Source organism: Mycolicibacterium sichuanense (assembly GCF_033741125.1).
Lineage (GTDB): Bacteria > Actinomycetota > Actinomycetes > Mycobacteriales > Mycobacteriaceae > Mycobacterium.
Genome location: NZ_JAWQPU010000002.1, coordinates 446321 through 471134, shown reverse-complemented (window position 1 = coordinate 471134; position 24814 = coordinate 446321). Strand labels below are relative to the sequence as shown.

At 68.9% G+C, this 24814-nt stretch carries 24 protein-coding genes; 13 read left to right on the top strand and 11 right to left on the bottom strand.

What is annotated here, in order from left to right; all coding sequences use genetic code 11:
* Positions 1 to 5 precede the first annotated feature (5 nt).
* Positions 6 to 449, bottom strand: coding sequence for a hypothetical protein (locus SBI80_RS09150; protein WP_318974141.1), 444 nt, complete (start codon positions 447 to 449; stop codon positions 6 to 8).
* Positions 450 to 550: 101 nt separating this feature from the next.
* On the opposite strand from SBI80_RS09150, the gene SBI80_RS09145 reads away from it, so the two are divergent.
* A complete protein-coding gene (locus SBI80_RS09145; protein WP_318974140.1) occupies positions 551 to 706 on the top strand; it encodes a hypothetical protein in 156 nt (51 codons plus the stop codon).
* A 118-nt stretch (positions 707 to 824) separates the two neighbouring features.
* On the opposite strand, the gene gjpA is transcribed toward SBI80_RS09145, so the two are convergent.
* The 5 genes from gjpA to SBI80_RS09120 form a co-directional block, all read right to left on the bottom strand.
* Positions 825 to 2513 carry an outer membrane porin GjpA gene (gene gjpA / locus SBI80_RS09140; RefSeq protein WP_318974139.1) on the bottom strand — a complete coding sequence of 563 codons (1689 nt, stop codon included), beginning with the start codon at positions 2511 to 2513 and terminating at the stop codon, positions 825 to 827.
* A gap of 240 nt (positions 2514 to 2753) precedes the next feature.
* On the bottom strand, positions 2754 to 4571 hold the full coding sequence (locus tag SBI80_RS09135; protein ID WP_318974138.1) for a fatty acyl-AMP ligase: 1818 nt from the start codon (positions 4569 to 4571) through the stop codon (positions 2754 to 2756).
* 113 nt (positions 4572 to 4684) lie between these two features.
* Positions 4685 to 5776, bottom strand: coding sequence for a DUF4185 domain-containing protein (locus SBI80_RS09130; protein ID WP_318974389.1), 1092 nt, complete (start codon positions 5774 to 5776; stop codon positions 4685 to 4687).
* A gap of 76 nt (positions 5777 to 5852) precedes the next feature.
* Positions 5853 to 6899, bottom strand: a complete 1047-nt coding sequence (locus SBI80_RS09125) for an aspartate-semialdehyde dehydrogenase (RefSeq protein ID WP_318974137.1) — start codon at positions 6897 to 6899, stop codon at positions 5853 to 5855.
* A 32-nt stretch (positions 6900 to 6931) separates the two neighbouring features.
* Positions 6932 to 8197 carry an aspartate kinase gene (locus SBI80_RS09120; protein WP_318974136.1) on the bottom strand — a complete coding sequence of 422 codons (1266 nt, stop codon included), beginning with the start codon at positions 8195 to 8197 and terminating at the stop codon, positions 6932 to 6934.
* A 93-nt stretch (positions 8198 to 8290) separates the two neighbouring features.
* Between SBI80_RS09120 and SBI80_RS09115 the strand changes: the two genes are divergently transcribed.
* Entirely contained in the window at positions 8291 to 8926 is a 636-nt protein-coding gene (locus tag SBI80_RS09115; protein ID WP_413232677.1) for a nitroreductase family protein, read from the top strand.
* Here the strand turns inward: SBI80_RS09115 and SBI80_RS09110 are convergent.
* Positions 8871 to 9338, bottom strand: coding sequence for a hypothetical protein (locus SBI80_RS09110; RefSeq protein WP_318974134.1), 468 nt, complete (start codon positions 9336 to 9338; stop codon positions 8871 to 8873). The two genes, SBI80_RS09115 and SBI80_RS09110, sit on opposite strands and share 56 nt — an antisense overlap.
* 143 nt (positions 9339 to 9481) lie before the next feature.
* Here SBI80_RS09110 and SBI80_RS09105 point away from each other — a divergent pair, with 143 nt between their 5' ends.
* From SBI80_RS09105 to SBI80_RS09065, 9 genes are all read left to right on the top strand, one after another.
* Positions 9482 to 10735 (top strand): ammonium transporter, encoded by a 1254-nt coding sequence (locus SBI80_RS09105; protein ID WP_318974133.1) that lies wholly within the window; start codon positions 9482 to 9484, stop codon positions 10733 to 10735.
* A gap of 207 nt (positions 10736 to 10942) precedes the next feature.
* Positions 10943 to 12271, top strand: coding sequence for a type III glutamate--ammonia ligase (gene glnT / locus SBI80_RS09100; protein WP_318974132.1), 1329 nt, complete (start codon positions 10943 to 10945; stop codon positions 12269 to 12271).
* Between the two features lie 28 nt (positions 12272 to 12299).
* Positions 12300 to 13196: a class II glutamine amidotransferase domain-containing protein gene (locus SBI80_RS09095; protein WP_318974131.1), complete on the top strand. Its 897-nt coding sequence runs from the start codon at positions 12300 to 12302 to the stop codon at positions 13194 to 13196.
* Positions 13184 to 13870, top strand: coding sequence for a GltB/FmdC/FwdC-like GXGXG domain-containing protein (locus SBI80_RS09090; protein ID WP_318974130.1), 687 nt, complete (start codon positions 13184 to 13186; stop codon positions 13868 to 13870). The genes SBI80_RS09095 and SBI80_RS09090 overlap by 13 nt, the downstream gene beginning before the upstream one ends.
* A 10-nt stretch (positions 13871 to 13880) precedes the next feature.
* Positions 13881 to 15230, top strand: coding sequence for an FMN-binding glutamate synthase family protein (locus SBI80_RS09085; protein WP_318974129.1), 1350 nt, complete (start codon positions 13881 to 13883; stop codon positions 15228 to 15230).
* 88 nt (positions 15231 to 15318) lie between these two features.
* Positions 15319 to 16515 carry an NAD(P)/FAD-dependent oxidoreductase gene (locus SBI80_RS09080; RefSeq protein ID WP_318974128.1) on the top strand — a complete coding sequence of 399 codons (1197 nt, stop codon included), beginning with the start codon at positions 15319 to 15321 and terminating at the stop codon, positions 16513 to 16515.
* Positions 16516 to 16544: 29 nt separating this feature from the next.
* Positions 16545 to 17192: a type II toxin-antitoxin system RelB family anti-toxin gene (locus tag SBI80_RS09075; protein ID WP_318974127.1), complete on the top strand. Its 648-nt coding sequence runs from the start codon at positions 16545 to 16547 to the stop codon at positions 17190 to 17192.
* A 121-nt stretch (positions 17193 to 17313) separates the two neighbouring features.
* Positions 17314 to 19170 carry a 2-isopropylmalate synthase gene (gene leuA / locus SBI80_RS09070; protein WP_318974126.1) on the top strand — a complete coding sequence of 619 codons (1857 nt, stop codon included), beginning with the start codon at positions 17314 to 17316 and terminating at the stop codon, positions 19168 to 19170.
* A 53-nt stretch (positions 19171 to 19223) separates the two neighbouring features.
* Positions 19224 to 19607, top strand: coding sequence for an SHOCT domain-containing protein (locus tag SBI80_RS09065; RefSeq protein WP_318974125.1), 384 nt, complete (start codon positions 19224 to 19226; stop codon positions 19605 to 19607).
* On the opposite strand, the gene SBI80_RS09060 is transcribed toward SBI80_RS09065, so the two are convergent.
* Together SBI80_RS09060 and SBI80_RS09055 are read right to left on the bottom strand one after the other, a co-directional pair.
* Positions 19604 to 20662: an isopenicillin N synthase family dioxygenase gene (locus SBI80_RS09060; RefSeq protein ID WP_318974124.1), complete on the bottom strand. Its 1059-nt coding sequence runs from the start codon at positions 20660 to 20662 to the stop codon at positions 19604 to 19606. The two genes, SBI80_RS09065 and SBI80_RS09060, sit on opposite strands and share 4 nt — an antisense overlap.
* A 69-nt stretch (positions 20663 to 20731) precedes the next feature.
* Positions 20732 to 21721: a DEDDh family exonuclease gene (locus SBI80_RS09055; protein ID WP_318974123.1), complete on the bottom strand. Its 990-nt coding sequence runs from the start codon at positions 21719 to 21721 to the stop codon at positions 20732 to 20734.
* A gap of 97 nt (positions 21722 to 21818) precedes the next feature.
* Between SBI80_RS09055 and SBI80_RS09050 the strand changes: the two genes are divergently transcribed.
* Together SBI80_RS09050 and SBI80_RS09045 are read left to right on the top strand one after the other, a co-directional pair.
* Positions 21819 to 23045, top strand: coding sequence for a Mur ligase family protein (locus tag SBI80_RS09050; RefSeq protein ID WP_318974122.1), 1227 nt, complete (start codon positions 21819 to 21821; stop codon positions 23043 to 23045).
* Positions 23038 to 23754 carry a type 1 glutamine amidotransferase gene (locus tag SBI80_RS09045; RefSeq protein ID WP_318974121.1) on the top strand — a complete coding sequence of 239 codons (717 nt, stop codon included), beginning with the start codon at positions 23038 to 23040 and terminating at the stop codon, positions 23752 to 23754. The genes SBI80_RS09050 and SBI80_RS09045 overlap by 8 nt, the downstream gene beginning before the upstream one ends.
* On the opposite strand, the gene SBI80_RS09040 is transcribed toward SBI80_RS09045, so the two are convergent.
* Together SBI80_RS09040 and SBI80_RS09035 are read right to left on the bottom strand one after the other, a co-directional pair.
* Complete coding sequence (locus SBI80_RS09040) at positions 23751 to 24311, bottom strand: putative endonuclease domain-containing protein (RefSeq protein ID WP_318974120.1); 561 nt, start codon at positions 24309 to 24311, stop codon at positions 23751 to 23753. The genes SBI80_RS09045 and SBI80_RS09040 overlap by 4 nt on opposite strands.
* Before the next feature lie 101 nt (positions 24312 to 24412).
* Positions 24413 to 24811: a hypothetical protein gene (locus tag SBI80_RS09035; protein WP_318974119.1), complete on the bottom strand. Its 399-nt coding sequence runs from the start codon at positions 24809 to 24811 to the stop codon at positions 24413 to 24415.
* Positions 24812 to 24814 lie beyond the last annotated feature (3 nt).

Here is a 24814-nt window from a genome sequence, read left to right as displayed (position 1 = left end):
GCGCATCAGCGCGGTGGCCCGCTCGGAGTCTGCGTCGACGGCGTCTGCGGCGACATCGGGAATTCCGGGAAGATGTTCGGCAGCTGGAAGGTCGGTCCGTTCGGGATGACGATGCCTGGGCCCGGGCGCTCGAACTGGCCACGCGGCATCGGCACCATCATCGGCCCGCCCTGCTGGGTGCCGGCCACGCCGCCATCGGGCGCGCGCGGGGCTGTCTCCCTGCCGAAGTAGAAGCCCGAACCGAAGAGCACGGCGACGATGACGAGGGACCCCGCCACGATGCCGACCCATGCGGCGACCTTGTTCAGGCGGCTCGGCCGGTCGTGCGGAGGAGGTGGCGGCGGATACGCGTAGCCCTGGACGTGCTGGGAGTAGGGCTGCACCTCCGGCATCACCGCCGTATGGGGGCCGGTCGGCGCTTCACTCGGGTAGTCCACTGGTTCGCTCATGGCTCCATGATTGTCACCCCTCGACGGGCGGCTCATCAAATTCCCCGTTGCGTGGCGAGTCGTAGAGGTTTGCCGATCGACAACCGGGATACGCCCAACGAATGGAACCGCAGAACGATCCGCCAGCGACGCCCAAGGATGCCACCAAGACGACGGAGGAGCAGCGCGAGATTCAAGACGAGTTCGACCGCCGCAACGAGGATCCCGGCGCGCCGGGCGGCCACCTGGATCGCCACCAGGTGGCCGACGAGACCTAGCGCATGAAGATGCCGTCGGCCTGACCGACCGGCGACACCCCCTCGGTTGGAGCCGGACACACGTTGAGCGGCAAGCCGATCCGCGTTGCCGCGAACGTCGTCGGCTGTCGATGACCCGCTACTCGTCGCCCCCGCCACTGGCGGAGCCGCTCTTGTTGCTCGACGACGAGCCGTGCGCGCCGGCGGTCGAACCGCTGGAGCTGACACCCGCCGAGGCGGACTCCGAGGTCCCGCTCTTGGTGGCGCCCGTCTGAGTGCCGGTCGACGTGGAGCTGCTCGACGGCTTCGAGGTGCCCGTCGTGGAATCCTTGGCCGACGCGTTCGTCGTCGACCCCTTGGCACCCGAGGTGGTCTCGGTCGCCGACGTGGTTGCCTCGGATTCGGCACCGTCGGACGTCGCACCCTTGGTCGAGGTCGTCGAAGTCGGGGTCGTCGAGGTCGGGGTCGTCGAGTTCGGGGTCGTCGAGGTCGGGGTCGAGGTGGCCGTATCCGTGGCCGACGTAGTAGTCGGCGACGTCGTCGAATCCTGGCTAGTGGCAGTCTGTTCGGTCGACGTCGTCGAGGCCTGCTTCGATGCCGTGTTGGCCGCCGCCGTCTTGGCCTGCGCGGCCACCGTCGACTCCGTCGAGGTGGTGGTCACGTCGGAGGTGGCCGCGTCGGCAGTCGCCGTCAGCGCGGCTGCGGTGGTGGTGGCGCTATCCGCCGTGGCGATCGAACTGGACAGGTTCAGCCCGGCTAGCGGGGGCAGCTGCGACGCGCCCTTGCCATCCCAGCCATCTCCGAGCAACACCCCGATGGTTTGCGACAGGCCCTCCAGCGCCCCGAGCGGACCGATCGCGTTGCCGGCGATCGGCAGGGTGATGGGCAGGCCGGCGATGGTCGCGGTCACGTTCATGCCGACGCTGTTGAAGATCGACCCGCCGGGGACGCTGATCGATCCGCTCGGACCGTTGTATGGACCCACCGAGACGCTGCCCGTGGAGAGCAGGCCGCCGAAGGCGATGTCGAGCGAATTCAGGGTGGTGTTCTGGAAGAGGCCAGACGAGTTGAGAAGGGGGGTCAGCGCGGAGACGTCGAGGGTCGCACCGTTGAAGAACGAACCCACGACGCGAGCCGGCGCATCGACCAGCTCCTGGAACGCGGTCGTCGTGTCGCCGACTTGGAGCGCGCTCACGATCGCCGTCACGCTGTTCAGGAACGCCACCACCGGGCTGACGACCGGCCCGACGGCGCCCATCAGAACACCACTGAGCGGCGATGCCGCCACCTTCAGGAGGCTGGTGACGAGGCCGGCATCGACGTTCGGCGACAGGAACTGCGGGAGCAAGCCGAGCATGACACCGTGTATGCCGTCCACCGTGTGCGCAATCGCCGCGTTGAAGATCGCGTCGCTGGCGTTGACGCCGGTGACACCCGATCCAACTGTCGAGACGTCGTTGGCGATCTTGCCGAGCACGTCCCCGATGCTGGACGGGTCGTTCAGCAGCTCGCGAAGGTAACCGACCTGGTTGACGATGGCCTGCTGCAGGCCGACGCCGGGAGCCAGCAAGAAGTTGTTGGTCAACGTCGAGGCATTGCCGGAGGCGGTCTCGAACGCGTCCCGCCACGCCGCCAGGGGGTCCCACCCCGCGCTCAACCGCACCGCAGCGGTCTCGACCCGGTGCTCGAGCGTCGGCAACACCGGATTGATTCCCGGCGCGGCCACGATCGCGCCCGCCGTGGCGAGAGCGGCGCCGGCACCGACCCACTGGCGGACGGACGACTGCCTCGTGTCGACGGTTGTGCAGGGCTGAGCGGCGAGTTGCACGACGCCTCCAGTTGGTCTCGGACGAGCGGATGGACAGCGTGAAATTATCGAATTCGTCGCAAACATGTGACCAAAATCCGAATCGAACTATGGACATCGCTGCACGTCAAAGGCATAGCTACTGACGAGTAACAAGTAAACGGCTGTTCACGCGGGAATTCTCACTCGGTGCGCAAAGTCGGATCGGCACCGAATCGAATCACCACGTCGCACCCCCCGGGCCGCTGCCGCCCGCGACGGTCAGCCTCCTCGCTCGGCGGCCTGCCGTTCAGCCAACGCCGTCCTGATCAGATCGGCCGCCGCCGTGGCCGCCTCAAGCGTTCGGGCCTTGGCCAGGTCCTCCGGCGCCGACGGCACCTGCCACTGCGCGACCGGGGCGATCTCCCCATCGAGGAACTGCCGGCGGCAGAGGCTTCGCTGCACCTTGCCGCTCGAGGTGGTGGGGATCGACGAACGGTCGACCAGGACGACCGAATGCACCGCGACGGCGTGGTGACTGGAGATGGCCGCGCGGATGCTGGGCAGGAGTTCGGCGAGTTCGGCGGCATCGATCCGGCGGTCGAGCTCCTGAACCACGACGAGCCGTTCGAGGGTACCCAGTCCCGGGGTGATCGCGAAGGCTGCGCCCCGGCCGGACGCGAGCGCCGGATGACACTCCTGCACGACGAATTCGATGTCGTTCGGGTAGTAGTTGGCGCCACCGATCACGATGAGGTCCTTGCACCGGCCCGTGATGAACAGCTCACCCCCGCGCAGGAAGCCAAGATCGCCGGTTCGCAGGAAGGGTCCCTCCGACGTCTCGGCGACGAACGCCGAGAACGTCTGCTCGGTCTGCTCGGGTCTACGCCAAAAGCCCTGCGCGACACTGGGTCCAGCGAGCCAGATCTCCCCGATCCGGTCTACGTCGCAGTGCCGCCGGGTGACGGGATCGACGATCGCGAGCCGCTGGCCACCCCGCACCCGGCCACAGCCGACCACCTCCATGGCCGAGTCACTTCCCGCTGGCGCGTCGACGACACGGTCCTCGCCGAGAGCCTGCCGATCGACGTGTTCGACCAGCGGCAGGGCGGCATTGGACCCTCCAGACACCAGCAGCGTGGCCTCGGCGAGTCCGTACACCGGCATGAACGCCTGCGCCCGGAAACCCGCTGGCGCGAAGGCTTCGGCGAATGCGCGCAGGGTGGCTGCTAGGACGGTTTCGGCACCGTTCATCACCGTGGTCAGGCTCGAGAGGTCCAGCGCAGCACGCTCTTCCGGGGTGCTGTGTCGTACGCAGGCGTCGTAGGCGAAGTTCGGTGCGACGGTGTAGGTGGCGCGGTGTCGCGAGATGGCCTCCAACCATCGCATGGGGCGCTTGATGAAGGCCGTCGGCGACATCAAGTGAGTGGTGCACCCGATGTCGAGCATCGACAGGTTGGCCCCGATGAGACCCATGTCGTGATGCGACGGCAGCCAGAAGACGCTGATCGCGGTGTCGTCACCACCCCAGGCCTCGCGGATCGCCGCGAGATTGTGCAGCAGGTTGCGGTGCGAGACCATCACCCCCTTCGGGGCGGCGGTGGAACCGGAGGTGTACTGCACCATCGCGGTCGTCTCGGGCTCGATTCGGGGGTGCACCCAGTCCAGGGCGGCGTCGTCGACGATCTCATCGGTCAGCAGCCACTGCAGGTTTCGCCCCTCGCCCACGGTTTCCAACGCGCCAGTGATCTCGCCGTGGGTGGCGCTGATCCCGAGGGCGAACAGCGCATTCGCGTCGGGAACCACCGCCGAGAGTCGGGGCGCCAACCGCTCGTGCACGGGAATCGCGACGGCGCCTGCATAGAGGCAGCCGAAGTATCCGGCGATGTGATCCAGACCGGGACGGCACAGCACCAGCACCCGCTCCCCGGCGGCGCCCTGTCGCCGCAGCGTGGCGGCGATCGCCCTTGCCTTGACGTCCAACTCGCGGTACGTCAGCTGGGTGCGGTTCTCGTCATCACCGTCATAGGAGAAGCTGAACGCCACCTTGTCCCGGTAGACCTCGGCCCGCCGGCGAAGCAGGTCCACGAGGGTCGGCACGGGCGACACGTCATCTCCCGACATCTACTGCCCACTCCCTCGATGACGGCGCCTAATGTGCTGTGCCACGCCAACACTCGATGGGTTGGCTCGAGCGAGGATACCGGAGACGGTCAGGGCTTGAACGGGTTCACCGCGAACTGGATCACGCGGTACGGCGCATTGTCGGCCTGCGGCGCGGTGTTCCACTGGCTGACGAACACCCGCAACTCGTCCAGCGTGGACCCCGGAGAGAGGTAACCGCCGTAGGGCTGGGCGAGCCGGTTGTCCCCGGGCGGCGGCAGCTCGTCGGTCTGGTCCGGCCACGCCGCGGCGAAGACCACCGTCGTCACCGGTGCGGTGCCGAGCTCCGTGGGCGCATTCGCCACGCGGACCTCCATGTTGCCGGTGCTCGCGTTGAAGTACGACAGCACGGTCTTCCCGTCGACCTGGCGGATGTTCATCTCCCCCACTCGGTCGCCCCACAACGGTGTCGGCGTCTTGCCCCAACCCGCGGTCGACGACCAGGGCTGCCAGCTCGACCGGTCGGTGAAGCCTCCAGGCGTAGCGCGATACAGCTCGACGGGCCCGCTGCGGTCGAAGTCGTTGGCGACCACGTACACCCAGCCGCTCGCCGAGTCCGGGGTCGGGATGGGGTCGTAGTATCCGCTGATCTGAGACTGTCGGCCGCCGGCGTAGTCCGCGGGGCGCTGCGAGTTCGGCACCGTGGGCCAATTGCCTTGCGCCGCCGACGCCTTCACCAATCGCGACGAGGCGGGGACCAAGTCCTTGGTGGTGGTCACCAGCAGGTAGTTCTCGCGGTTGATCGACACGATGCCGGCCGGCAGCTGCGAGGATCCCGGCGGCGTCGGGTCGGCCAGCAGCGGCCGGTCCGTCCCGGTGACGCCGTAGTACCGCACGCCCGACGCATCGTCGACGGAGTCCATGTCCACGTGCAGGGCCACCGGCGAGAAGTGCGGGCCGAAGGCCACTCCCTGACCTGCGAAGCTGTCGCCACACACCTGCAGCAGCCCGCTCGGGAACTCCATGAACTCACAGAGGTCGGTCGCCCCGATGCCGTAATCCCGTGTCGGGGTTCCGGTTCCGGCGGTCGGCCCGATCAGCACCACCTGCCCTGGGGCCAGCGGCCCCAGCACCGGACGGGGCACGGGCGCGGGCGGATCGGCGGCTGCCGGAGCGGCAAGCACCCCGGCGGCCACCAGCATCACCCCGAACGTGGAGTATGGGCACGCCGATCGGCGATACGCCGTAGCGGAAGTCCACACTCGGCGGCCCGGTGGGTCAGAGTTCGGCGGCGAGCAGCTCGGCGATCTGGATGGTGTTGAGCGCCGCGCCCTTTCGGAGGTTGTCACCGGAGACGAACAGCGCGAGGCCACGTCCGTCGGGGGCGCCGGGATCCTGCCGGATGCGGCCGACCAGCGAGTCGTCGGCACCGGCGGCGGCCAGCGGCGTGGGCACGTCCACGTACTTCACGCCCGGCGCGGCGGAGAGCAGTTCGCGAGCGCGCTCCGGGGTGATCGGCCGGGCGAACTCGGCGTTGATCGACAGCGAGTGTCCGGTGTAGACCGGCACCCGCACGCACGTTCCGCTGACGAGCAGGTCCGGAATGCCGAGGATCTTGCGACTCTCGTTGCGGAGCTTCTGATCCTCGTCGGTCTCACCCGAACCGTCGTCGACCAGGGAGCCGGCCAGCGGCACCACGTTGAACGCGATCGGTGCGACGTACTTGTTCGGCGCGGGGAAGCTCACCGCCGATCCGTCGTGCACCAGCTTCTCGCTGTCCTCGACCACCGCGCGCGCCTGACCGTATAGTTCCTCGACGCCGGCCAGCCCGCTGCCGGAGACGGCCTGGTATGTCGACGCGATCATCCGGACCAGGCCGGCTTCGTCGTGCAGCACCTTGAGCACCGGCATGGCGGCCATCGTGGTGCAGTTGGGGTTGGCGATGATGCCCTTCTCGAGAGACCTGGCGCGGTTGGCGACATCTCTTTCGAAGTTGACCTCCGACACCACCAGCGGCACGTCGGGATCCTTGCGCCAGGCCGAGGAGTTGTCGACGACGACGGCGCCGGCCGCCGCGAACCGGGGCGCCTGCACGCGCGACATCGTCGCGCCCGCGGAGAACAGGGCGATGTCGAGCCCACTGGGGTCGGCCGTCTCGGCGTCCTCGACCTCGATCTCCTGGCCACGGAACTGCAGCTTCTTGCCCTGCGACCGCGAGGACGCGAAGAACCGCACGCTGTCGGTGGGAAAGTCGCGTTCCTCCAACAGCCTTCGCATGACCTGACCGACCTGGCCGGTCGCGCCGACCACTCCTACCGAAACCATCTACTTCACCCGTCGCTTCGCTCGCCACATGTCTAGATGCCCGTTCCCGCGTACACGATCGCTTCTTCCTCGCCGCCGAGGTGGAAGGCCTCGTGCAGTGCCGACACCGCCTTGTCCAGCTCGGTGTCCTTGACCAGCACCGAGATTCGGATCTCGGAGGTCGAGATCAGCTCGATGTTGACGCCGACGGCGGCAAGCGCCTCGCAGAACGTCGCGGTGACGCCCGGGTGGCTGCGCATTCCCGCGCCGACCAGCGACACCTTGCCGATGTGGTCGTCGTAGAGCACCTGGGTGAACCCGATCTCATTCTGCAGCGACGTCAGCTTCTCCACCGCCCCGGGCCCGTTGTCCCGCGCACACGTGAAGGTGATGTCGGTCTTGCCGTCCTCGACCTTGCTGATGTTCTGCAGCACCATGTCGATGTTGACGTCGGCGTCGGCCACCGCGCGGAACACCTTCGCGGCGTAGCCGGGCACGTCGGGCAGCCCGACGACGGTGACCTTCGCCTCGCTGCGGTCGTGCGCGACCCCGGTGAGGATGGCGTCTTCCATTCCGATGTCCTCCATCGATCCTTTGACGAGCGTGCCTGGCTTGTCGGAGTACGACGACCGGACGTGAATCGGAACGTCGTAGCGGCGGGCGTATTCCACGCAGCGCAGCATCAGCACCTTCGCTCCGCAGGCCGCCATCTCGAGCATCTCCTCGAAGCTGACGGTGTCCAGGTGCCTGGCGTTGGGCACGATGCGCGGGTCGGCGGTGAAGATGCCGTCCACGTCGGTGTAGATCTCGCACACGTCGGCGTTCAGCGCGGCGGCCAGTGCGACGGCGGTGGTGTCCGATCCGCCGCGGCCCAGCGTCGTGACGTCCTTGCTGTCCTGGCTGACGCCCTGGAAGCCGGCGACCAGCACGATCAGTCCCTGATCCAGCGCGGCGCGCAAGCGGCCCGGCGTGACGTCGATGATCTTGGCGTTGCCGTGCGTGCCGGTGGTGATGACGCCGGCCTGCGACCCGGTGAACGACCGCGCCTCGGCGCCCAGGGAGTGAATGGCCATCGCGACCAGCGCGTTGGAGATCCGCTCACCGGAGGTCAGCAGCATGTCCATCTCGCGGGGCGGCGGCGCCGGGCTGACCTGACGTGCGAGGTCGAGCAGGTCGTCGGTGGTGTCGCCCATGGCGGAGACGACCACGACGACGTCGTGACCCGCCTTCTTGGTTTCGACGATGCGCTCGGCGACGCGACGGATCCGGTCGGCGTTCGACACCGAGGATCCGCCGTACTTCTGTACGACGAGCGCCACTATTCGCCCTTCCGTTTCGGCGTGGAGATCCCACCAAGGATAAGGGGTGTGCGCACCCGGTTTTCCCCTCTGCCCGCCGGTAGCGTGACACGCGTGAGCAACCGGCTGGCCGATACCTCCGTACCGATCCACGAGCCGATCGCCGCCCGGTGGAGCCCAAGGGCCTTCGACCCGGCGGCGACGGTCACCGCCGAGCAGCTGTCGGCCGTCTTGGAAGCGGCCCGCTGGGCGGCGACCTGGGGGCGTCGGCAGCCCGTGCGGTTCGTGGTCGGAACGCGTGGAGACGAGACGTTCGACGCCCTGGCAGGGACGCTGAAGCGGGGCAACTGGTACGCCACGGCCGCGGGTGCGCTGATCCTCGTGTGCGCAGACCAGGGGCCCGACGAGACGACGGCGCTGTACTCCGGGGTAGACGCGGGGGCCGCGATCGCCAACGCCAGCATCGAGGCGGTGGCGCGGGGCCTCGTCGTGCACCCGATGGCGGGTTTCGACGCCGACGCGGCACGCACCACGTTCGGCATTCCCGACGAGGTACGACCGATCGCGGTCCTGGCGGTCGGGACCCTCGGCGACTACGCGACGGCCGACGAGGCGATCGTCGAACGGGATTCCCAGCCCCGGGAGCGGCTGCCGCTGGACCAGGTGGTGTTCGCGGGCAGCTGGGGCACCGCGTTCACGCCGGGCACGCCTTCGCCAGCTGGGCGATCTGAACCTGGAACTGCTCGTTGAAAGCCGTGACGACCATCGCCGCCGGCGGCGCGCCGGCGCCCGGGGCGGTGTGCTTGCTCTGGGCGTCGTAGTCGAGCCGGGCCCTGACCAACCGGTCCGCGGTCTGTGCCGCATCGCGCGCCGGTCCGACGAGATCCTTCGCCGAGACCTTCGCCGCCCGGTCCGCTAGACCGTCGACCCAGGCCCGGTAGTCCAGTTCGCTGGGCTCGGTCGCCGCCTCGTAGGACCCGGGGGCCGGCTCGTGCGTCTTGGCGTTCATCGCTTCGATCTGAGCCTTGTTGAAGGACAACAGTTCTCGTACCGGAGCGCAGTCCGCCGACGACGGCCCCCGGAAGAAGAGCCACCAAATTCCACCGCCCACGACGAGGGCGACCAGCACCACCACCGTCGTCACCGGGCGCACGCGTTTCACCCCACGATGCTGGCACGAGCGCCGGGCAGCACCGTTCACCGCCGAGGTTTACCCGCGCGCAACACCAGAATCCTGTCTACGTAACAGAAACATTGGTTACTGCCAGTGATCGGCCCGCAGGGCCGCACCACTCAGGAGATGCAATGGACACAGGAACCACGGCCTTCATGCTGTGCTGCATCATCGGCCTCACGCTGATGATTCCCGGCCTCGCGCTGTTCTACGGCGGCATGGTCTCGGTCAAGAGCTCGACGAACATGATGATGATGACGTTCGGCGCCGTGGCCGTCGTCGGCGTGCTGTGGGTGCTGTTCGGTTTCTCGATGGTCTTCGGCACCAGCTACGGCGGCTTCGTCGGCAGCTTCACCGAGTTCGCGGGCATGAAGGACCTGCTCGAGTCGCAAACCACCATCTCCGGTCTGCAGGTGAGTTTGTTCGCGCTGTTCCAGGCCCTGTTCGCCGCCATCACGGTGGCGCTGGTCTCTGGCGCGGCAGCCGACCGGATGAAGTTCAGCGCCTGGATGGTCTTCGCGGCGGTGTGGGCCGTGCTGGTGTACTTCCCCGTCGCACACTGGGTGTTCGCCTTCGACGGCGTGGCGACCAAGGACTCGGTCGGTGGCTGGATCGCCAATAGCCTCAAGGCCATCGACTTCGCCGGTGGCACCGCGGTGCACATCAATGCCGGCGCCGCCGCGCTGGCCGTGGCGATCGTGCTGGGCAAGTCCGCTTCGTGGGGCACGCTGCGCAAGCCGCACAACGTCCCGTTGACCCTGCTGGGAGCCGGTCTGCTGTGGGCCGGTTGGTATGCGTTCAACGGCGGTTCCGCACTCTCGGCCGGCAACTCGGCGGCCATCGTCATGGTCACCACCTTCGTCGCGACCTGCGCGGCGACGCTGGCCTGGCTCGCGGTGGAGAAGCTCAAGGACGGTCACGTCACCGGCGTCGGCGCCGCGGCGGGCGCCATCACCGGCCTGGTCGCCATCACCCCGGCGTGCGGCTCGGTCACTCCCGTCGGCGCGATCATCCTCGGCCTCATCGCCGGGGCGATCTGCCCGTTCGCGGTCGGTCTCAAGGAGCGGTTCGGCTACGACGACACCCTCGACGTCGTGGGCGTGCACCTGGTCGGCGGCGTCATCGGCACGCTGATGATCGGATTCCTGGCCAGCTCGAGCATGCCCAACAAGGTCGACGGGCTGTTCTACGGCGGCGGTTTCGACCAGCTGTGGCGCCAGGCCGTCGCTGCCGGCGCGGTGATGGTCTATTCGTTCGTCGTCGCCTACGTCATCGCCTTCGCGATCAAGAAGACGATGGGGATCCGGGTCGCTCCCGAGGACGAGGAGACCGGCATCGACGCCAAGCTGCACCGCGACGCGGCCTACGAGCTCCAAACCGCATGACGAGCGCTCGCGCGAGGAAGAGTTCAGCACTGACGAGCGCTCGCGCGAGGAAAGGTTCAGCACTGACGAGCGCTCGCGCGAGGAAACGTCGGCACTGAAACCGGCCCCGGTCGGCGCGGTTCGCCCCGCGCCGACCGGGGCTTCTCGCGCTGCGCGCAGTTTCCCATCGTGATACTTTGATTCCCAGTAAGAGACAAGGACGGATACATGACCACCCCCGACCCACTCAGCCTCGCTGACCTCGCCAGGGCGGCGGGCACGACGTTCATCCTGGCGCTGTTCGTGGACCTGCGCGGCAAGCCGTGCGCGAAGTTGGTGCCGGTCGAGGCCGTCGATGCCCTGCAGACAGAGGGAGTCGGGTTCGCCGGATACGCCGTCGGCGCCATGGGCCAGGAGCCCAAGGATCCCGACCTGATGGCGATCCCCGACCCCAACTCGTTCACCCCCATCCCCTTCGTCAAGGAGGGTTTGGCGCTGGTGCACTGCGACCCGCACGTCGAGGGCAAGCCCTGGCCGTTCGCGCCGCGCAACATCCTCAAGTCGCTCATCGCGCGCGCCGCCGACGCCGGCTTCGAGCCGATGGTGGGCGCCGAGGTGGAGTACTTCCTGCTCAAACGTGACCAGGACGGCACGCTGGTCACCGCGGACGTCGCCGACGACGCCGCCCAGCCCTGTTACGACGCTCGCGGCGTGACCCGGATGTACGACCACCTGACCACCATCTCGACGGCGATGAACCAGCTCGGGTGGTCGAACTATGCCAACGATCACGAAGACGGCAACGGGCAGTTCGAGCAGAACTTCCAGTACGCCGAGGCGCTGACCACCGCCGACCGCGTGATCACCCTGCGCTACCTGCTGTCGATGATCGCCGCCGAGCGCGGCATGATCGCCACGTTCATGCCCAAGCCCTTCGGTGATCGAACGGGAAGTGGTCTGCACCTTCATCTTTCGCTCACCAGCAATGGCGCGGCAATCTTCCCCGGCGATCCGGCCTCGGACGGGCACGGCCTTGGCCTGTCTCCGACCGCGTACTCGTTCGTGGCGGGCATCCTCGATCACGCGTGCGCGCTGCAGGCCGTGGTCGGGCCGACGGTCAACTCCTACAAGCGAACTGGCGCGCTCACGACCGCGTCCGGGGCCTCCTGGGCACCCAGGCACCCGACCTATGGCGGCAACGACCGCACGCACTACATCCGCGTGCCGGACGGCCAACGGGTCGAACTGCGGGGCGGCGACGGGTCGGCCAACCCCTACCTCGCGATCGCCGCGGCGCTCGGCGCGGGTCTCGACGGGATCGCCCGCAAGCTCGACCCGGGCCCCGTCGGCGCCGCCTCCGACGGTGCGCGGCCGCTGCCCGCGACGTTGTTGCACGCCGTGGACGACCTGGTGGTCGACGACGTCATCACCGGTGTCCTCGACGCCGTCGGCGACGGGGTCGCCACCTACTTCGCCGACCTCAAGCGCGAGGAGTTCTTCGCCTACCACGGCACCGTCAGTCCGTGGGAGGTGCAGCAGTACCTCACCGCATTTTGACCACGCGAGACCTCAAGGGAGACAGAAGATGTGCGGAATAGTGGGGTTGCACCTGCGCAACCCCGAGCTGTATCCACGGCTCGGTGAGCTGCTCACCGACATGCTGTGCGAGATGTCCAACCGGGGCAGCGACTCCGCCGGCGTCGCCGTCTACGGCGATCCGGTGTGGACGCCGCCGGGCCGCGGGTGCGTGTCGCTGCTCGACGTCGGCGCCGATCCCGCCACCATCGAGGCCGCCGTCGGTGCCGAACTCGGTTCCGCCGTCGTGGTCACCATGGTCGGTGACACCCACCTGCTGACTGCCGACACCGACTCGGAGTCGCTGCTCGCCGCGGCCAGGACGGCCTACCCCACGGTGCTGGTCGCCGGTTTCGGCGCCGACCTCGCGGTACTCAAGGGCGTTGGCGACCCCGCGACGCTGACCGACTCCTGGGGGCTGGCCAAGGCCCAGGGCTGGCAGGGCGTCGGGCACACCAGGATGGCCACCGAGTCGGCGGTCACCCCGTCGGGTGCCCATCCGTACGCCGTCGGCCCCGAGCAGTGCCTGGTGCACAACGGCTCCTTCGCCAACCACGCCACCATCCGTCGCGAATTACAGGCCGCCGGTGTGCACTTCGACAGCGAGAACGACACCGAGGTCGGTGCGCGATTCGTGGCGAGCCGGCTTGCCGAGGGCCGCGACGTGGAGACCGCACTGAAGGAACTCTGCGCCACGTTCGACGGCTTCTACACCCTGCTGGTGTCCAACCGCGACTCGTTCGCCGTGGTGCGCGATGCCATCGCCTGCAAGCCCGCGGTGATCGCCGAGACCGCCGACTGGGTGGCCATGGGCAGCGAGTACCGCGCGCTGTCGGGCCTGCCCGGCGTCGCCAACGCGACGATCTGGGAACCCGAACCCGAGGTGGTCTACGCATGGACGAGGTGACGACCTTCGATCTGCAACACACCTCGCTGCGTGACGTCAACGCCGCCCTGCACCAGTCCGGTCTCGATGGTGAGTACGTCATCGCCAACCCAGCGGGCGCACACAACGTCGCCGTCGGCCTGAACGCCGACGTGAAGGTCACCGTGCGTGGCCACGTCGGGTACTACGCGGCGGGGATGAACCAGCGAGCCGAGATCACCATCGAGGGCAACGCCGGCACCGGAGTCGCCGAGAACATGATGAGCGGCACCGTCTGGGTCAAGGGCAACGCCTCGCAGTCCGCGGGCGCCACCGCCCACGGGGGTCTGCTGGTCGTCGATGGGAATGCTGCTGCGCGGTGCGGTATCTCGATGAAGGGCGTGGACATCGTGGTGGGTGGCGACATCGGCCACATGAGTGCCTTCATGGCGCAGGCCGGCCGACTCGTCGTCCGCGGCGACGCCGGTGATGCCCTTGGTGACTCCATCTACGAGGCGCGCATCTACCTGCGCGGCCAGGTCAAGTCCCTCGGGGCCGACTGCGTCGCCAAGGAGATGCGGCCCGAACACCACGAGGAGCTGGGCCAGCTGCTCAAGGCCGCGGGCTACGGCGACGACGACACCGCCGCCTACACCCGCTACGGCTCGGCCCGAACCCTCTATCACTTCCACGTCGACAACGCGTCGTCCTACTGAGGAACATCTGATGTCATACGAAACCGCCGACGCCCGAGCACGATTGGGCCTTCGCGAGTCCGCCACGTTCGACCGCACTGCCATTGCGGCCATTCAGCGCGCCGCCGAGACCGGCATCTACGACATCCGCGGCTGGGGCGCCAAACGCCGGCTTCCCCACTTCGACGACCTGCTGTTCCTCGGCGCGTCGATGTCGCGGTACCCGCTGGAGGGCTACCGCGAGCGCTGCGACACCGACGTGGTACTCGGCGGCCGCAACGCCAAGCATCCCCTGCACCTCGACATTCCGGTGACCATCGCGGGCATGTCGTTCGGTGCGCTTTCCGGGCCGGCGAAGGAGGCCCTCGGCAGGGGTGCCAGCGAGGTCGGTACGTCGACCACCACCGGCGACGGCGGCATGACGCCCGAGGAACGCGGCCAGAGCAAGTACCTGGTGTACCAGTACCTGCCATCGCGGTACGGGATGAACCCCGACGACCTGCGCCGGGCGGACGCCATCGAGGTCGTGCTCGGCCAGGGCGCCAAGCCCGGCGGTGGTGGAATGCTGCTGGGGCAGAAGATCTCCGAGCGCGTCGCTGGGATGCGCACGCTGCCCGAGGGCATCGACCAGCGCTCGGCGTGTCGCCATCCCGACTGGACCGGCCCCGACGATCTCACCATCAAGATCAACGAACTGCGCGAGATCACCGACTGGGAGAAGCCGATCTACGTCAAGGTCGGCGCCTCCCGCACCTACTACGACGTCAAGCTGGCCGTGCACGCCGGCGCCGACGTCGTCGTGGTGGATGGCATGCAGGGTGGTACCGCCGCCACCCAGGAGGTGTTCATCGAACACGTCGGCATCCCGACCCTCGCGGCGATTCCCCAGGCGGTGCAGGCACTGGCCGAACTCGGCGTGCACCGCAGCGGCGACCGGGAGGTCCAGCTCATCGTCTCCGGCGGCATCCGCAATGGGGCCGACGTCGCCAAGGCGATGGCACTCGGAGCCGATGCCGTCGCGATCGGCACCGCGGCGCTGATCGCGCTGGGCGACAACCACCCTCGCTACGATGCCGAGTACGAGAAGCTGGGCAGCGCAGCCGGGTTCTTCGACGACTTCCAGGACGGCACCGACCCAGCGGGCATCAGCACCCAGGACCCCGAACTCGCCGCCCGCTTCGACCCGCTCGAGGGTGGTCGGCGGCTGGCCAACTACCTGCGGGTGCTGACCATGGAGGCGCAGACCATCGCCAGGGCGTGCGGCAAGGCCCACGTCCGGCACCTCGAGCCGGAGGACCTGGTCGCGATCAGCATCGAGGCCGCCGCGATGGCGCGGGTGCCGCTGGCGGGCACCGACTGGATCCCGGGAACGCCGCGATGAGCGCGCTGCGCACCGCGCGTGAATCCTGTGCGGAGATTTGGCCCAGATCCCGCAGAGGATTCACGACGGGCACAGCGGAGCCCCGACGATGAGCGAGACGGCCGACGTCGTCATCGTCGGCGGGGGCATCGAGGGCGCCGCCGCGGCATGGGCATTGGCCCGGCGCGGCATCACCGACGTGCTCGTCGTCGAACGGGGCACCGTCGGGTCCGGCATGACGGGCAAGTCCTCGGGCATCGTCCGGTGCCACTACGGCGTCAGCTCGCTGGCCGCCATGGCCACCACCTCGCTCGAGGTGTTCGAGAAACCCGAGCAGCACTTCGGCGAGGGCGTCACCGACATCGGCTTCAGGCAGACCGGCTACGTCGTCGGGGTGGGCGAGCCGAACGTGGCCGCGCTGCGCAAGAGCCTGGCAGCCCAGCGATCCGTCGGCGTGCAGACCGAGGAGATCGACGCCGCCGACGTCGCCCGCATGTGGCCGCACGCCGACCTGGAACCGTTCGCCGCGTTCGCCTTCGAGGCCCGCGGCGGGTTCGGCGACGCCTACCAGACGGCGCAGGCGTTCGCGGTGTCCGCACGGGCCGCCGGGGTGCGCATCCGGCAGGGCACCACGATGACCGACCTGCTGCTCGCTGGCGACCGGGTCACCGGCGTCCGACTCGCCGACGGTACCGAGGTCGCCGCGCCGACGGTCGTGGTCGCCACCGGGGTGTGGACGCGGGAGCTGTTGTCGCGCCACGGAATCGACGTACCGATCCGCGTGCTGCGCGAACAGCTGGTGATGATCGCACCCGGGGTCGAGCTCGGCGACGTGCCGGTGTTCTCCGATCTGGTTTCGCTGCAGTACATCCGGCCCGAGCCCGGCGGGGAGCTGCTGTTCGGCAACAGCGATCTGGCCCACGGTGAGGACGCCGATCCCGATCACTACCTCAACCGCGCCACCGAGGGCTTCGTCGACGTGACGGTGGAGCGGGTCGGCACCCGCTTCCCGTCCTTCACCGACGCCAGGATCACCGGCAGCTACGCGGGATGCTACGACGTCACCCCGGACTGGAACCCGGTGATCTCGCGCACCGGCATCGAGGGGCTGGTGGTCGCCGCCGGGTTCAGCGGGCACGGTTTCAAGATCGCGCCCGCGGTCGGCACGCTGGTCGCCGATCTGGTGGTCGACGGCCGCAGCGCCGATCCGCGCATCCCCGAGACCAACTTCCGGCTGTCCCGATTCGCCGAGGGCGACCTGCTCAAGTCCCCGTATCCCTACGTGGGGGCCGGCGAGATGCGGTAGCGCCGCGCTCGAGGAGGGAGACTGTATCCGTGACCGACGTTCCTCTGTTGCGCAACGAGTCCGGGACCGCGCGCGACCGCGACCCGGCCGAGCCCGTCGACGAGCTCGAATTCGAGGCGGCCATCGGGCGCAACGTGCGTCAGCTCCGCCTGCAGCAGGGGCTGACGGTCGCGGAGATGGCGGCGCGGGTCGGCATCTCCAAGGCGATGATGAGCAAGATCGAGAACGCGCAGACCTCCTGCAGCCTGTCCACCCTCGCGCTGCTGGCCAAGGGCTTCGACGTGCCCGTCACCACGCTGTTCCGCGGTGCCGACGTAGAACGGCCCGCGGCCTTCGTCAAGGCCGGCACCGGGGCCCGCATCGTCCGCAACGGCACCAGGGAGGGCCACGAATACCAGCTGCTCGGCTCGCTGCGCGGTGAGCACAAGCGGCTGGAGTGCCTCGAGGTGACGCTCACCGAGAAGAGCAAGACCTACCCGCTGTTCCAGCACCCCGGCACCGAGTTCATCTACATGCTCGAGGGCGTCATGGACTACAGCCACAGCCGCTCGGTCTACCGTCTGCATCCCGGCGACTCGCTGCAGCTAGACGGCGAAGGCGCCCACGGTCCGGTCGACCTGGTGGCCCTGCCGATCCGCTTCCTCTCCGTCGTCGCGTTCCCGGATTCGCAGGTCTGACCAGGCGTGGTTTTGGCCGCCGGGTGCCGCGGAGTACAGTGATCGCCGTGCAGCGCGTGCTCCTCCTCGGACGCCGCGACGGAGTCTGACTCAGACTGGCTCTCCGTCGCGGGTGTTCGCGATGCGCCGGTCTGAATTCCTCCCAGCCAGATCCGGAGCCAGAACCGTGACCAATCCCAACCCGCACTCCATCGACGCCTACACCTCGGCGCGCACCATCAACACCCCCTCGGGCCGGCCCAACCCCGGCCAGCCGTCGTGGAACACCCAGCGCGGCACGTCGATGCCCGTCAACCGCTACCGCCCGTTCGCCGAAGAGGTCGAGCCCGTCACCCTGGCCGACCGCACCTGGCCGGACGAGGTGGTCGAAACCGCGCCGATGTGGTGCGCGGTCGACCTGCGCGACGGCAACCAGGCCCTGATCGACCCGATGAGCCCCGAGCGCAAGCGGCGGATGTTCGACCTGCTGGTTCGCATGGGCTACAAGGAGATCGAGGTCGGCTTTCCGTCGGCCAGCCAGACCGACTTCGACTTCGTCCGCGAGATCATCGAGCAGGGCGCCATTCCCGACGACGTCACGATCCAGGTGCTGACGCAGTGCCGGCCCGAGCTGATCGAGCGGACGTTCGAGGCCTGCGCCGGTGCGCCGCGGGCGATCGTGCACTTCTACAACTCGACGTCGATCCTGCAGCGCCGCGTGGTGTTCCGCGCCGACCGCGAGGCCGTCAAGGCCATCGCCACCGACGGTGCCAGGATGTGCGTGGCCGAGGCCGCCAAACACGGGCAAACGCAATGGCGTTTCGAGTACTCCCCCGAGTCCTACACGGGCACCGAGCTGGAGTACGCCAAGGAGGTGTGCGACGCCGTCGCCGAGGTGATCCAGCCGACCCCCGAGTGGCCGCTGATCATCAACCTGCCCGCCACCGTCGAGATGGCCACCCCCAACGTGTACGCCGACTCGATCGAGTGGATGAGCCGCAACCTGGCGCGTCGCGACTCGATCATCCTGAGCCTGCACCCGCACAACGATCGCGGAACCGCCGTTGCCGCAGCCGAATTGGGCTACCAGGCCGGCGCCGACCGCATCGAGGGCTGCTTGTTCGGAAACGGTGAGCGCACCGGCAACGTATGCCTGGTGACGCTGGGCCTGAACCTGTTCAGCCGTGGCGTCGACCCGCAGATCGACTTCTCCAACATCGACGAGATCCGCCGCACCGTCGAGTACTGCAACCAGCTGCCCGTGCACGAAAGGCACCCCTATGGCGGCGATTTGGTCTACACCGCATTCTCGGGCAGCCACCAGGACGCCATCAACAAGGGCCTGGACGCGATGAAGGTCAGCGCCGACGACGCCGGCTCGGACGTCGACGACATCCTGTGGCAGGTGCCGTATCTGCCGATCGACCCGAAGGACGTCGGCCGCACCTACGAGGCCGTCATCCGGGTGAACTCCCAGTCCGGCAAGGGCGGGGTGGCCTACATCATGAAGGCCGACCACGGCCTGGCCCTGCCGCGGCGCCTGCAGATCGAATTCAGCCAGGCGATCCAGAAGATCACCGACGGCGAGGGTGGCGAGGTGTCCCCCAAGGAGATGTGGGACGTCTTCGCCGAGGAGTACCTGGCCCCGATCCGGCCACTGGAGCGCATCCGCCAGCGGGTGGAAGCCGCCGAGACCGACGGCGGAACCGACACCATCACCGCGACGGTGTTGGTCGATGGCGTCGAGCGCGAGATCGTCGGGGCCGGCAACGGGCCCCTGGCCGCGTTCGTCGACGCCATCGGCGCGGTCGGTTTCGACGTCTCGGTGCTGGACTACTCCGAGCACGCGATGTCCTCGGGCGAGGAGGCGCAAGCGGCCGCCTACGTCGAGGCATCGGTCGGCGGGAAGACGGTGTGGGGGGTCGGCATCGCGACGTCCATCACCACTGCCTCGCTGCGCGCGGTGGTTTCCGCGGTGAACCGCGCCGCCCGGGGCTAAACTGACGGCGACGTCAAGAAGTGGCGTCTTCGACAGTCGAGGGGTAGCGGCCCATGTGGGACACGTTCTGGCATTTCCTGTGGTCGACGATCGTCATCTTCGCGTTCATCGCGTACCTGATGATCCTGTTCAACATCCTCACCGACCTGTTCTGGCGTGATCACCAGACCTCGGGCTTCGCGAAGGCGATCTGGGTCGTCTTCCTGATCCTGTTCCCATACCTGACGGCGCTGGTCTACCTCATCGCCCGCGGGCAGGGGATGGCGGTGCGGGCGCGCGAGGCCGCACAGCAGGCGAAGAAGCAGACCGACGACTACATCCGGCAAGCTGCCGGGCGCTCCCCCGCCGAGGAGATCGCGCACGCCAAGGAATTGCTCGACTCGGGCACGATCACCCAGGGCGAGTACGAGTCGCTGAAGTCCAAGGCTCTGGCCTAGCCGGTCGGACCGGCCAGTCGGGCGGCCTCACGGTCGGCGGCGGCGTTGAGCACCCGGTTGCGCGAACCGGCCAGCTTGGCGTGCAGGTGCTCGCCGACCGTGACGGGCTCGTACAGCGCGGGCCGCTCGGCGCTGACGCAGGTCGGCAACGGTGCGATGACGGCGTCGACGTTGCCGTCGTGGAAGTAGGCCGCCGACCGTCGTGGCACCAGCACGCCGTCGACGCGCGGGGCCGCGACGCGATGCATGGTGGAGATCCACTGGTCGTTGGTCCACCGCGCCAGCGCGTCGCCGAGGTTGACCAATAGCGCACCCGGCGCCGGTTGCACCGGATACCAGGCGCCGTCCGCGCCGAGGATCTCCAACCCCGGCACGGCGTCGGCCCACAGCACGGTGACGATTCCGTAGTCGGTGTGCGCGCCCATCCCGACCTGATCGGGCTCGAGGATGACGTCCGCCGATGGCAGGCGGTAGTTGATCGTGCGCAGGACGTCGAGGGAGTGGTCGGTGTAGCCGCTCAGCCCGTCTTCGCCAATGCCCAACGCGCGACCGAAGATTCGCACCATGGTGCGGGCGACCCCGCCTGCGACGTCGAACCAGGCGTCCACCGCAGCACGGAAGTCGGCGGGTTCCGTCGGCCAGACGTTCTCCGGATAGTCCCGCGCCGGCAGGTCCAGGCCGGGGTAGTCGCTGGCCTGGCTGCCGACGTTGAATGCCTCGAACAGGTCGGCAGCGCTGGTCAGACCCAGGCTGTTGGCGAGTGCCTCGGACTTGGGCGGGGTGTATCCCCGATTGACCTCGGGCGGGCACCGGTAGACCGACTTCGCCGACGCGTCGAGAGCGAAGAAGGCCGACGTGGCGCCGACGAAGTCCGTCAGGGTCTCCTCGGGGATGCCGTGTCCGACGATCTGCATGAACCCGACGGTGCGGGCCGCGCGATCGACCTCGGCGGCGATCCGGTCACGTTGCGCGACGGGCGAATCGGCGTCGCGGAAGGGACTGATGTCGATGGTGGGGACCTCGAGACGCCCGTCGACGATGTGAGCTGATGACATGGTGCTCCGAACGTAGTCCCGCCTGCTGACGCCCGCCTGGTGAGCGGACGAGGCTCTGCCGTACCGCGGTCAGAACAGCGCGAACTGGTCGCCGCTGAGGGTGGCGTCGGCGAACTGCTCGACACCGGTACCGCCGACGACGCCGTCGAGCAGCACCATGAAGTCCTCGTCACGCACCAGCGGAACGCCCATCTCCGCGGCCTGATATCCCCGACCCTGATCCGGCTCGGGGTGGTTGCAGAGCACCAGCGACGTCTGCTGGTCGACGGTGTCGGCGTAGGCCAGCCCCGCGTGCAGCATGCGCTCGATGAGCTCCTCGTAGGTGCGCGAGACCTCGGCGGACAACGCCACCCGCATGCCCTGCACCAGCGGCCGGCCCGCGACGAACCGGCCGGGGTTCTGGAAGTCGCACGGCAACCGGGCGGCCATGGCCTTCAGCGGCACCAGTTCGTCGTGCGTGATCCGGCCATTGGGCCAGCGGCGGCGGCGCACGGGGCGAACCGGTAGCCACGCCTTGCGGTCGTGCGCCCCGGCCAGGGCCGGCTTGAGGATCTGCGCGAGCACCAGTGCGTCGTCGAGGGCGTCGTGCGGGCGCATCTGCGTGACGCCCCAGTGGGCGGCCAACGTCTCCAGGCGCAGGTTCTCGATGCCCAGGTTCAACCGGCGGGCCAGCTCGACGGTGCACATCACGGTGTCGGTGGGCAGCGCGGCGCCCGCTAGCTCGGCCTCGTTGGCCAGGAACGCGTAGTCGAAGCCGACGTTGTGCGCGACCAGCGTGCGGCCGGCGAGCACGGCGCTGAGATCGTCGACGACGTCGGCGAACGTGGGTTGGCCGGCCAGCATCTCGGTGGTGAGCCCGTGCACGTGGGTCGGTCCCGGATCGACACCCGGGTCGAGCAGGCTGGAGAAGCTGCCCTCGACGTTGCCGTCGTCACCAACCGCGAGTGCCGCGACGCTGACCACCCGAGCCTGCCGCGGGTGGAAGCCCGTCGTCTCGACGTCGACCACGGCCCAGCCCGAACCGGGCTCGGAGGCCGGTCGGCCGAACGTTTGGCTCACGTTTCGAGAATGGCACGGAGCTCGGACATTCTCGGCCAACGCCGGGCGAGGACGCCGCGTGTCGCCGACCCACTTTCGTCCTCCTAGACTGCCGGGGATGGTCACCGTTCGTGGACGAGTCGCGCTCGGCGCCGGGTCGGCGGCGCGCTGGGCCTCGCGTGTCAGCGGACGTGGCGCCGGGGCGATGATCGGCGGGTTGGTGTCGATGACGCTCGACAAGTCGATCCTGGGTCAGCTCGGGGCGGGGCGGCGCACCGTCGTCGTCACCGGTACCAACGGCAAGTCGACGACCACCAGGATGACCGCCGCGGCGCTGGCCACCATCGGACCCGTCGCGACCAACGCCGAGGGCGCCAACATGGACGCGGGCCTGATCGCGGCACTCGCCGCGGCGCGCACCGCGCCGCTGGCAGCTCTCGAGGTCGACGAGATGCACGTCCCGCACGTCGCCGACGCCGTCGATCCGGCCGTCGTGGTGCTGCTCAACCTCTCGCGCGACCAGCTCGACCGCGTCGGTGAGATCAACCACATCGAACGGACGCTGCGCGGCGGGCTGGCGCGCCACTCCCGCGCCATCGTCGTGGCCAACTGCGACGACGTCCTCATGACGTCCGCCGCCTACGACAGCCCGAACGTGGTGTGGGTTGCCGCCGGCGGCACGTGGGCCAACGATTCGGTCAGCTGCCCGCGCAGTGGCGAGGTCATCGTGCGCGACGAGGGGCACTGGTATTCGACGGGCACCGACTTCAAGCGGCCCACGCCGCAGTGGTGGTACGACGACGACTACGTCTACGGCCCCGACGGCCTCGCGCTGCCGATGACGCTGGCGCTTCCCGGCGCGGTCAACCGCGGCAATGCCACCCAGGCGATCGCGGCAGCCGTCGCGCTCGGCGCCGATCCGGTCGCCGCCGTCGCCGCGGTGTCGGGGGTCGACGAGGTGGCCGGCCGGTATCGGACCGTGCGCCTTGGCCAGCACACCGTCCGCGTCCTGCTGGCGAAGAACCCCGCCGGCTGGCAGGAGGCGCTGTCGATGGTCGACAAGCACGGCGCAGGCGTCGTGATCGCCGTCAACGGGCAGGTGCCCGACGGGGAGGACCTGTCGTGGCTGTGGGACGTGCGCTTCGAGCACTTCGACGACACGGCGGTGGTGGCGGCCGGTGAGCGTGGCACCGACCTGGCCGTGCGGCTCGGCTACGCGGGCGTCGACCACACCCTGGTGCACGACACCCTGGCGGCCATCGCGTCGTGCCCACCCGGGCACGTCGAGGTGATCGCCAACTACACCGCCTTCCTGCAGCTGAATCGGCGGTTGCCGCATGCGTGAGTCGACGGTTCGCATCGGTCTGGTGCTCCCGGACGTGATGGGCACCTACGGTGACGGCGGCAATGCGGTGGTGCTACGCCAGCGGTTGCGACTGCGGGGATTCGACGCCGAGATCGTCGAGATCACCCTGGCCGACGCGGTGCCCGAGTCGCTGGATCTGTACACCCTCGGCGGCGCCGAGGACTACGCCCAGCGGCTGGCCACCAAGCACCTGATCCAACACCCCGGGCTACAGCGCGCCGTCGAGCGCGGTGCCCCGGTGCTGGCGATCTGCGCGGCCATCCAGGTGCTCGGGCACTGGTATGAGACGTCGTCGGGCGAGCGGGTCGACGGCGTCGGCATCCTCGACGTGACGACGTCGCCGCAGCCGTCGCGAACCATCGGCGAGGTGGTCTCCCAGCCCCTGCTGCCCGGCCTCGACCAACGTCTCACGGGCTTCGAGAACCACCGCGGCGGAACGGTCTTGGGCACAGCCGCACGACCATTGGCGACGGTGCTCAGCGGTGCCGGCAACCGCGACGGCGATGGCTTCGACGGCGCGGTGCAGGGCAGCATCATCGCCACCTATCTGCACGGCCCGTGTCTGGCCCGCAACCCCCAGCTGGCCGACCACCTGCTGTCGCGCGTAGTCGGCGAGCTGGCACCACTGGAACTCGACGAAGTGGACCAGTTGCGGCGCGAACGCCTGGCCGCCCCGCGCCGGGTCTAGGGCCCCACCCCCGAGATCCGCTCTACGCAGCCGCCCCACCACCCCTCCCGCCGGCTGATGAGTGCCTGACGAATGCGGTTCACCACGTCGAGCGGATGGTCCTCGGCGACGACGCGCACGACGGCCCACCCCAGTCGCTCGAGCATCTGCAGGCGGCCGATGTCCTTGAGGTACTGCCTGCGATTCGTTGGATGCTGATCGCCGTCGTACTCCGCCGCCACCTGGTAGTCGCCCCACCCCAGGTCGAGGTACGCCAGCGGATGGGGGTCACCGTTGTGAACCATGAACTGCGCCTTCGGCTTTGGTAGGGCAGCATCCAGGACGAGCAGTCGCAACCAGGTCTCCTTCGGTGACGTGCCGCCGGCGTCCATCAGGGCGATCGCCTCTCTCGCACGCAGGATGCCGCGCACCCCGCGATCGCGCTCGAACAACGGCTCGAGGTCGACGGCCGAGACACCCGTCGCGTGGGCCAGCGCGTCCAGTCGGGCCACGGCATCCGCACGCTCGCGATGACGGCCGAGGTCCAGCGCCGTGCTGCCGGTGATGATGGACGTCATGCGGACACGCTGCCAGCGTCCACCGACAGTCAGGCATCAGCGGTGGCGGCCTCGGCCGGCGTGTCGCCGCCAAGGCTGATGCGTCGCGAGGCGCGCCCGGGCTAGAGGCCCAGGTCGCGCAGGAACTCCGGTTTGTATGCCTCGAGGATGACGTAGCTCGGATCGGGGACGGGAGCCTCGGGTGCATCGTCGGCGACCACGTCACCGTCGGCCGGATCCACCCACGCCTGCGCCTGGGCATCCCACCGGCTGATGGTGTACTCGGCGGTGATGTCCTCGGCCTGGACGAGTTCGCGGACCGCGCGCTCGGCCTCGCGGGCGTCCTGCAGGGTGCGGGTGTAGAGCTGAATCCAGTTGCCGTCGCGGGTGACCGTCACCCGGTCGCCCAGCCGCTGGCGGGCTTCGTCGTCCACGTCGAGCGAGCGCAACCGCTCCCAGAAGGACAGGTGGTGCGCCTCGTCGCCGAGCTCGACCTCGACCTTGAACTCCTCGTCGCCCATGAG

Bases quoted from the DNA above. Each gene is read 5' to 3' on its own strand.
- SBI80_RS09045 (WP_318974121.1), top strand. From the start codon at position 23,038: ATGCGTGAGTCGACGGTTCGCATCGGTCTGGTGCTCCCGGACGTGATG.
- SBI80_RS09040 (WP_318974120.1), bottom strand. From the start codon at position 24,311: ATGACGTCCATCATCACCGGCAGCACGGCGCTGGACCTCGGCCGTCAT.
- SBI80_RS09105 (WP_318974133.1), top strand. From the start codon at position 9,482: ATGGACACAGGAACCACGGCCTTCATGCTGTGCTGCATCATCGGCCTC.
- SBI80_RS09060 (WP_318974124.1), bottom strand. From the start codon at position 20,662: ATGTCATCAGCTCACATCGTCGACGGGCGTCTCGAGGTCCCCACCATC.
- SBI80_RS09125 (WP_318974137.1), bottom strand. From the start codon at position 6,899: ATGGTTTCGGTAGGAGTGGTCGGCGCGACCGGCCAGGTCGGTCAGGTC.
- SBI80_RS09080 (WP_318974128.1), top strand. From the start codon at position 15,319: ATGAGCGAGACGGCCGACGTCGTCATCGTCGGCGGGGGCATCGAGGGC.
- SBI80_RS09085 (WP_318974129.1), top strand. From the start codon at position 13,881: ATGTCATACGAAACCGCCGACGCCCGAGCACGATTGGGCCTTCGCGAG.
- SBI80_RS09095 (WP_318974131.1), top strand. From the start codon at position 12,300: ATGTGCGGAATAGTGGGGTTGCACCTGCGCAACCCCGAGCTGTATCCA.
- leuA (WP_318974126.1), top strand. From the start codon at position 17,314: ATGCGCCGGTCTGAATTCCTCCCAGCCAGATCCGGAGCCAGAACCGTG.
- SBI80_RS09130 (WP_318974389.1), bottom strand. From the start codon at position 5,776: ATGCTGGTGGCCGCCGGGGTGCTTGCCGCTCCGGCAGCCGCCGATCCG.
- SBI80_RS09065 (WP_318974125.1), top strand. From the start codon at position 19,224: ATGTGGGACACGTTCTGGCATTTCCTGTGGTCGACGATCGTCATCTTC.
- SBI80_RS09090 (WP_318974130.1), top strand. From the start codon at position 13,184: ATGGACGAGGTGACGACCTTCGATCTGCAACACACCTCGCTGCGTGAC.
- SBI80_RS09150 (WP_318974141.1), bottom strand. From the start codon at position 449: ATGAGCGAACCAGTGGACTACCCGAGTGAAGCGCCGACCGGCCCCCAT.
- glnT (WP_318974132.1), top strand. From the start codon at position 10,943: ATGACCACCCCCGACCCACTCAGCCTCGCTGACCTCGCCAGGGCGGCG.
- SBI80_RS09145 (WP_318974140.1), top strand. From the start codon at position 551: ATGGAACCGCAGAACGATCCGCCAGCGACGCCCAAGGATGCCACCAAG.
- SBI80_RS09050 (WP_318974122.1), top strand. From the start codon at position 21,819: ATGGTCACCGTTCGTGGACGAGTCGCGCTCGGCGCCGGGTCGGCGGCG.
- SBI80_RS09035 (WP_318974119.1), bottom strand. From the start codon at position 24,811: ATGGGCGACGAGGAGTTCAAGGTCGAGGTCGAGCTCGGCGACGAGGCG.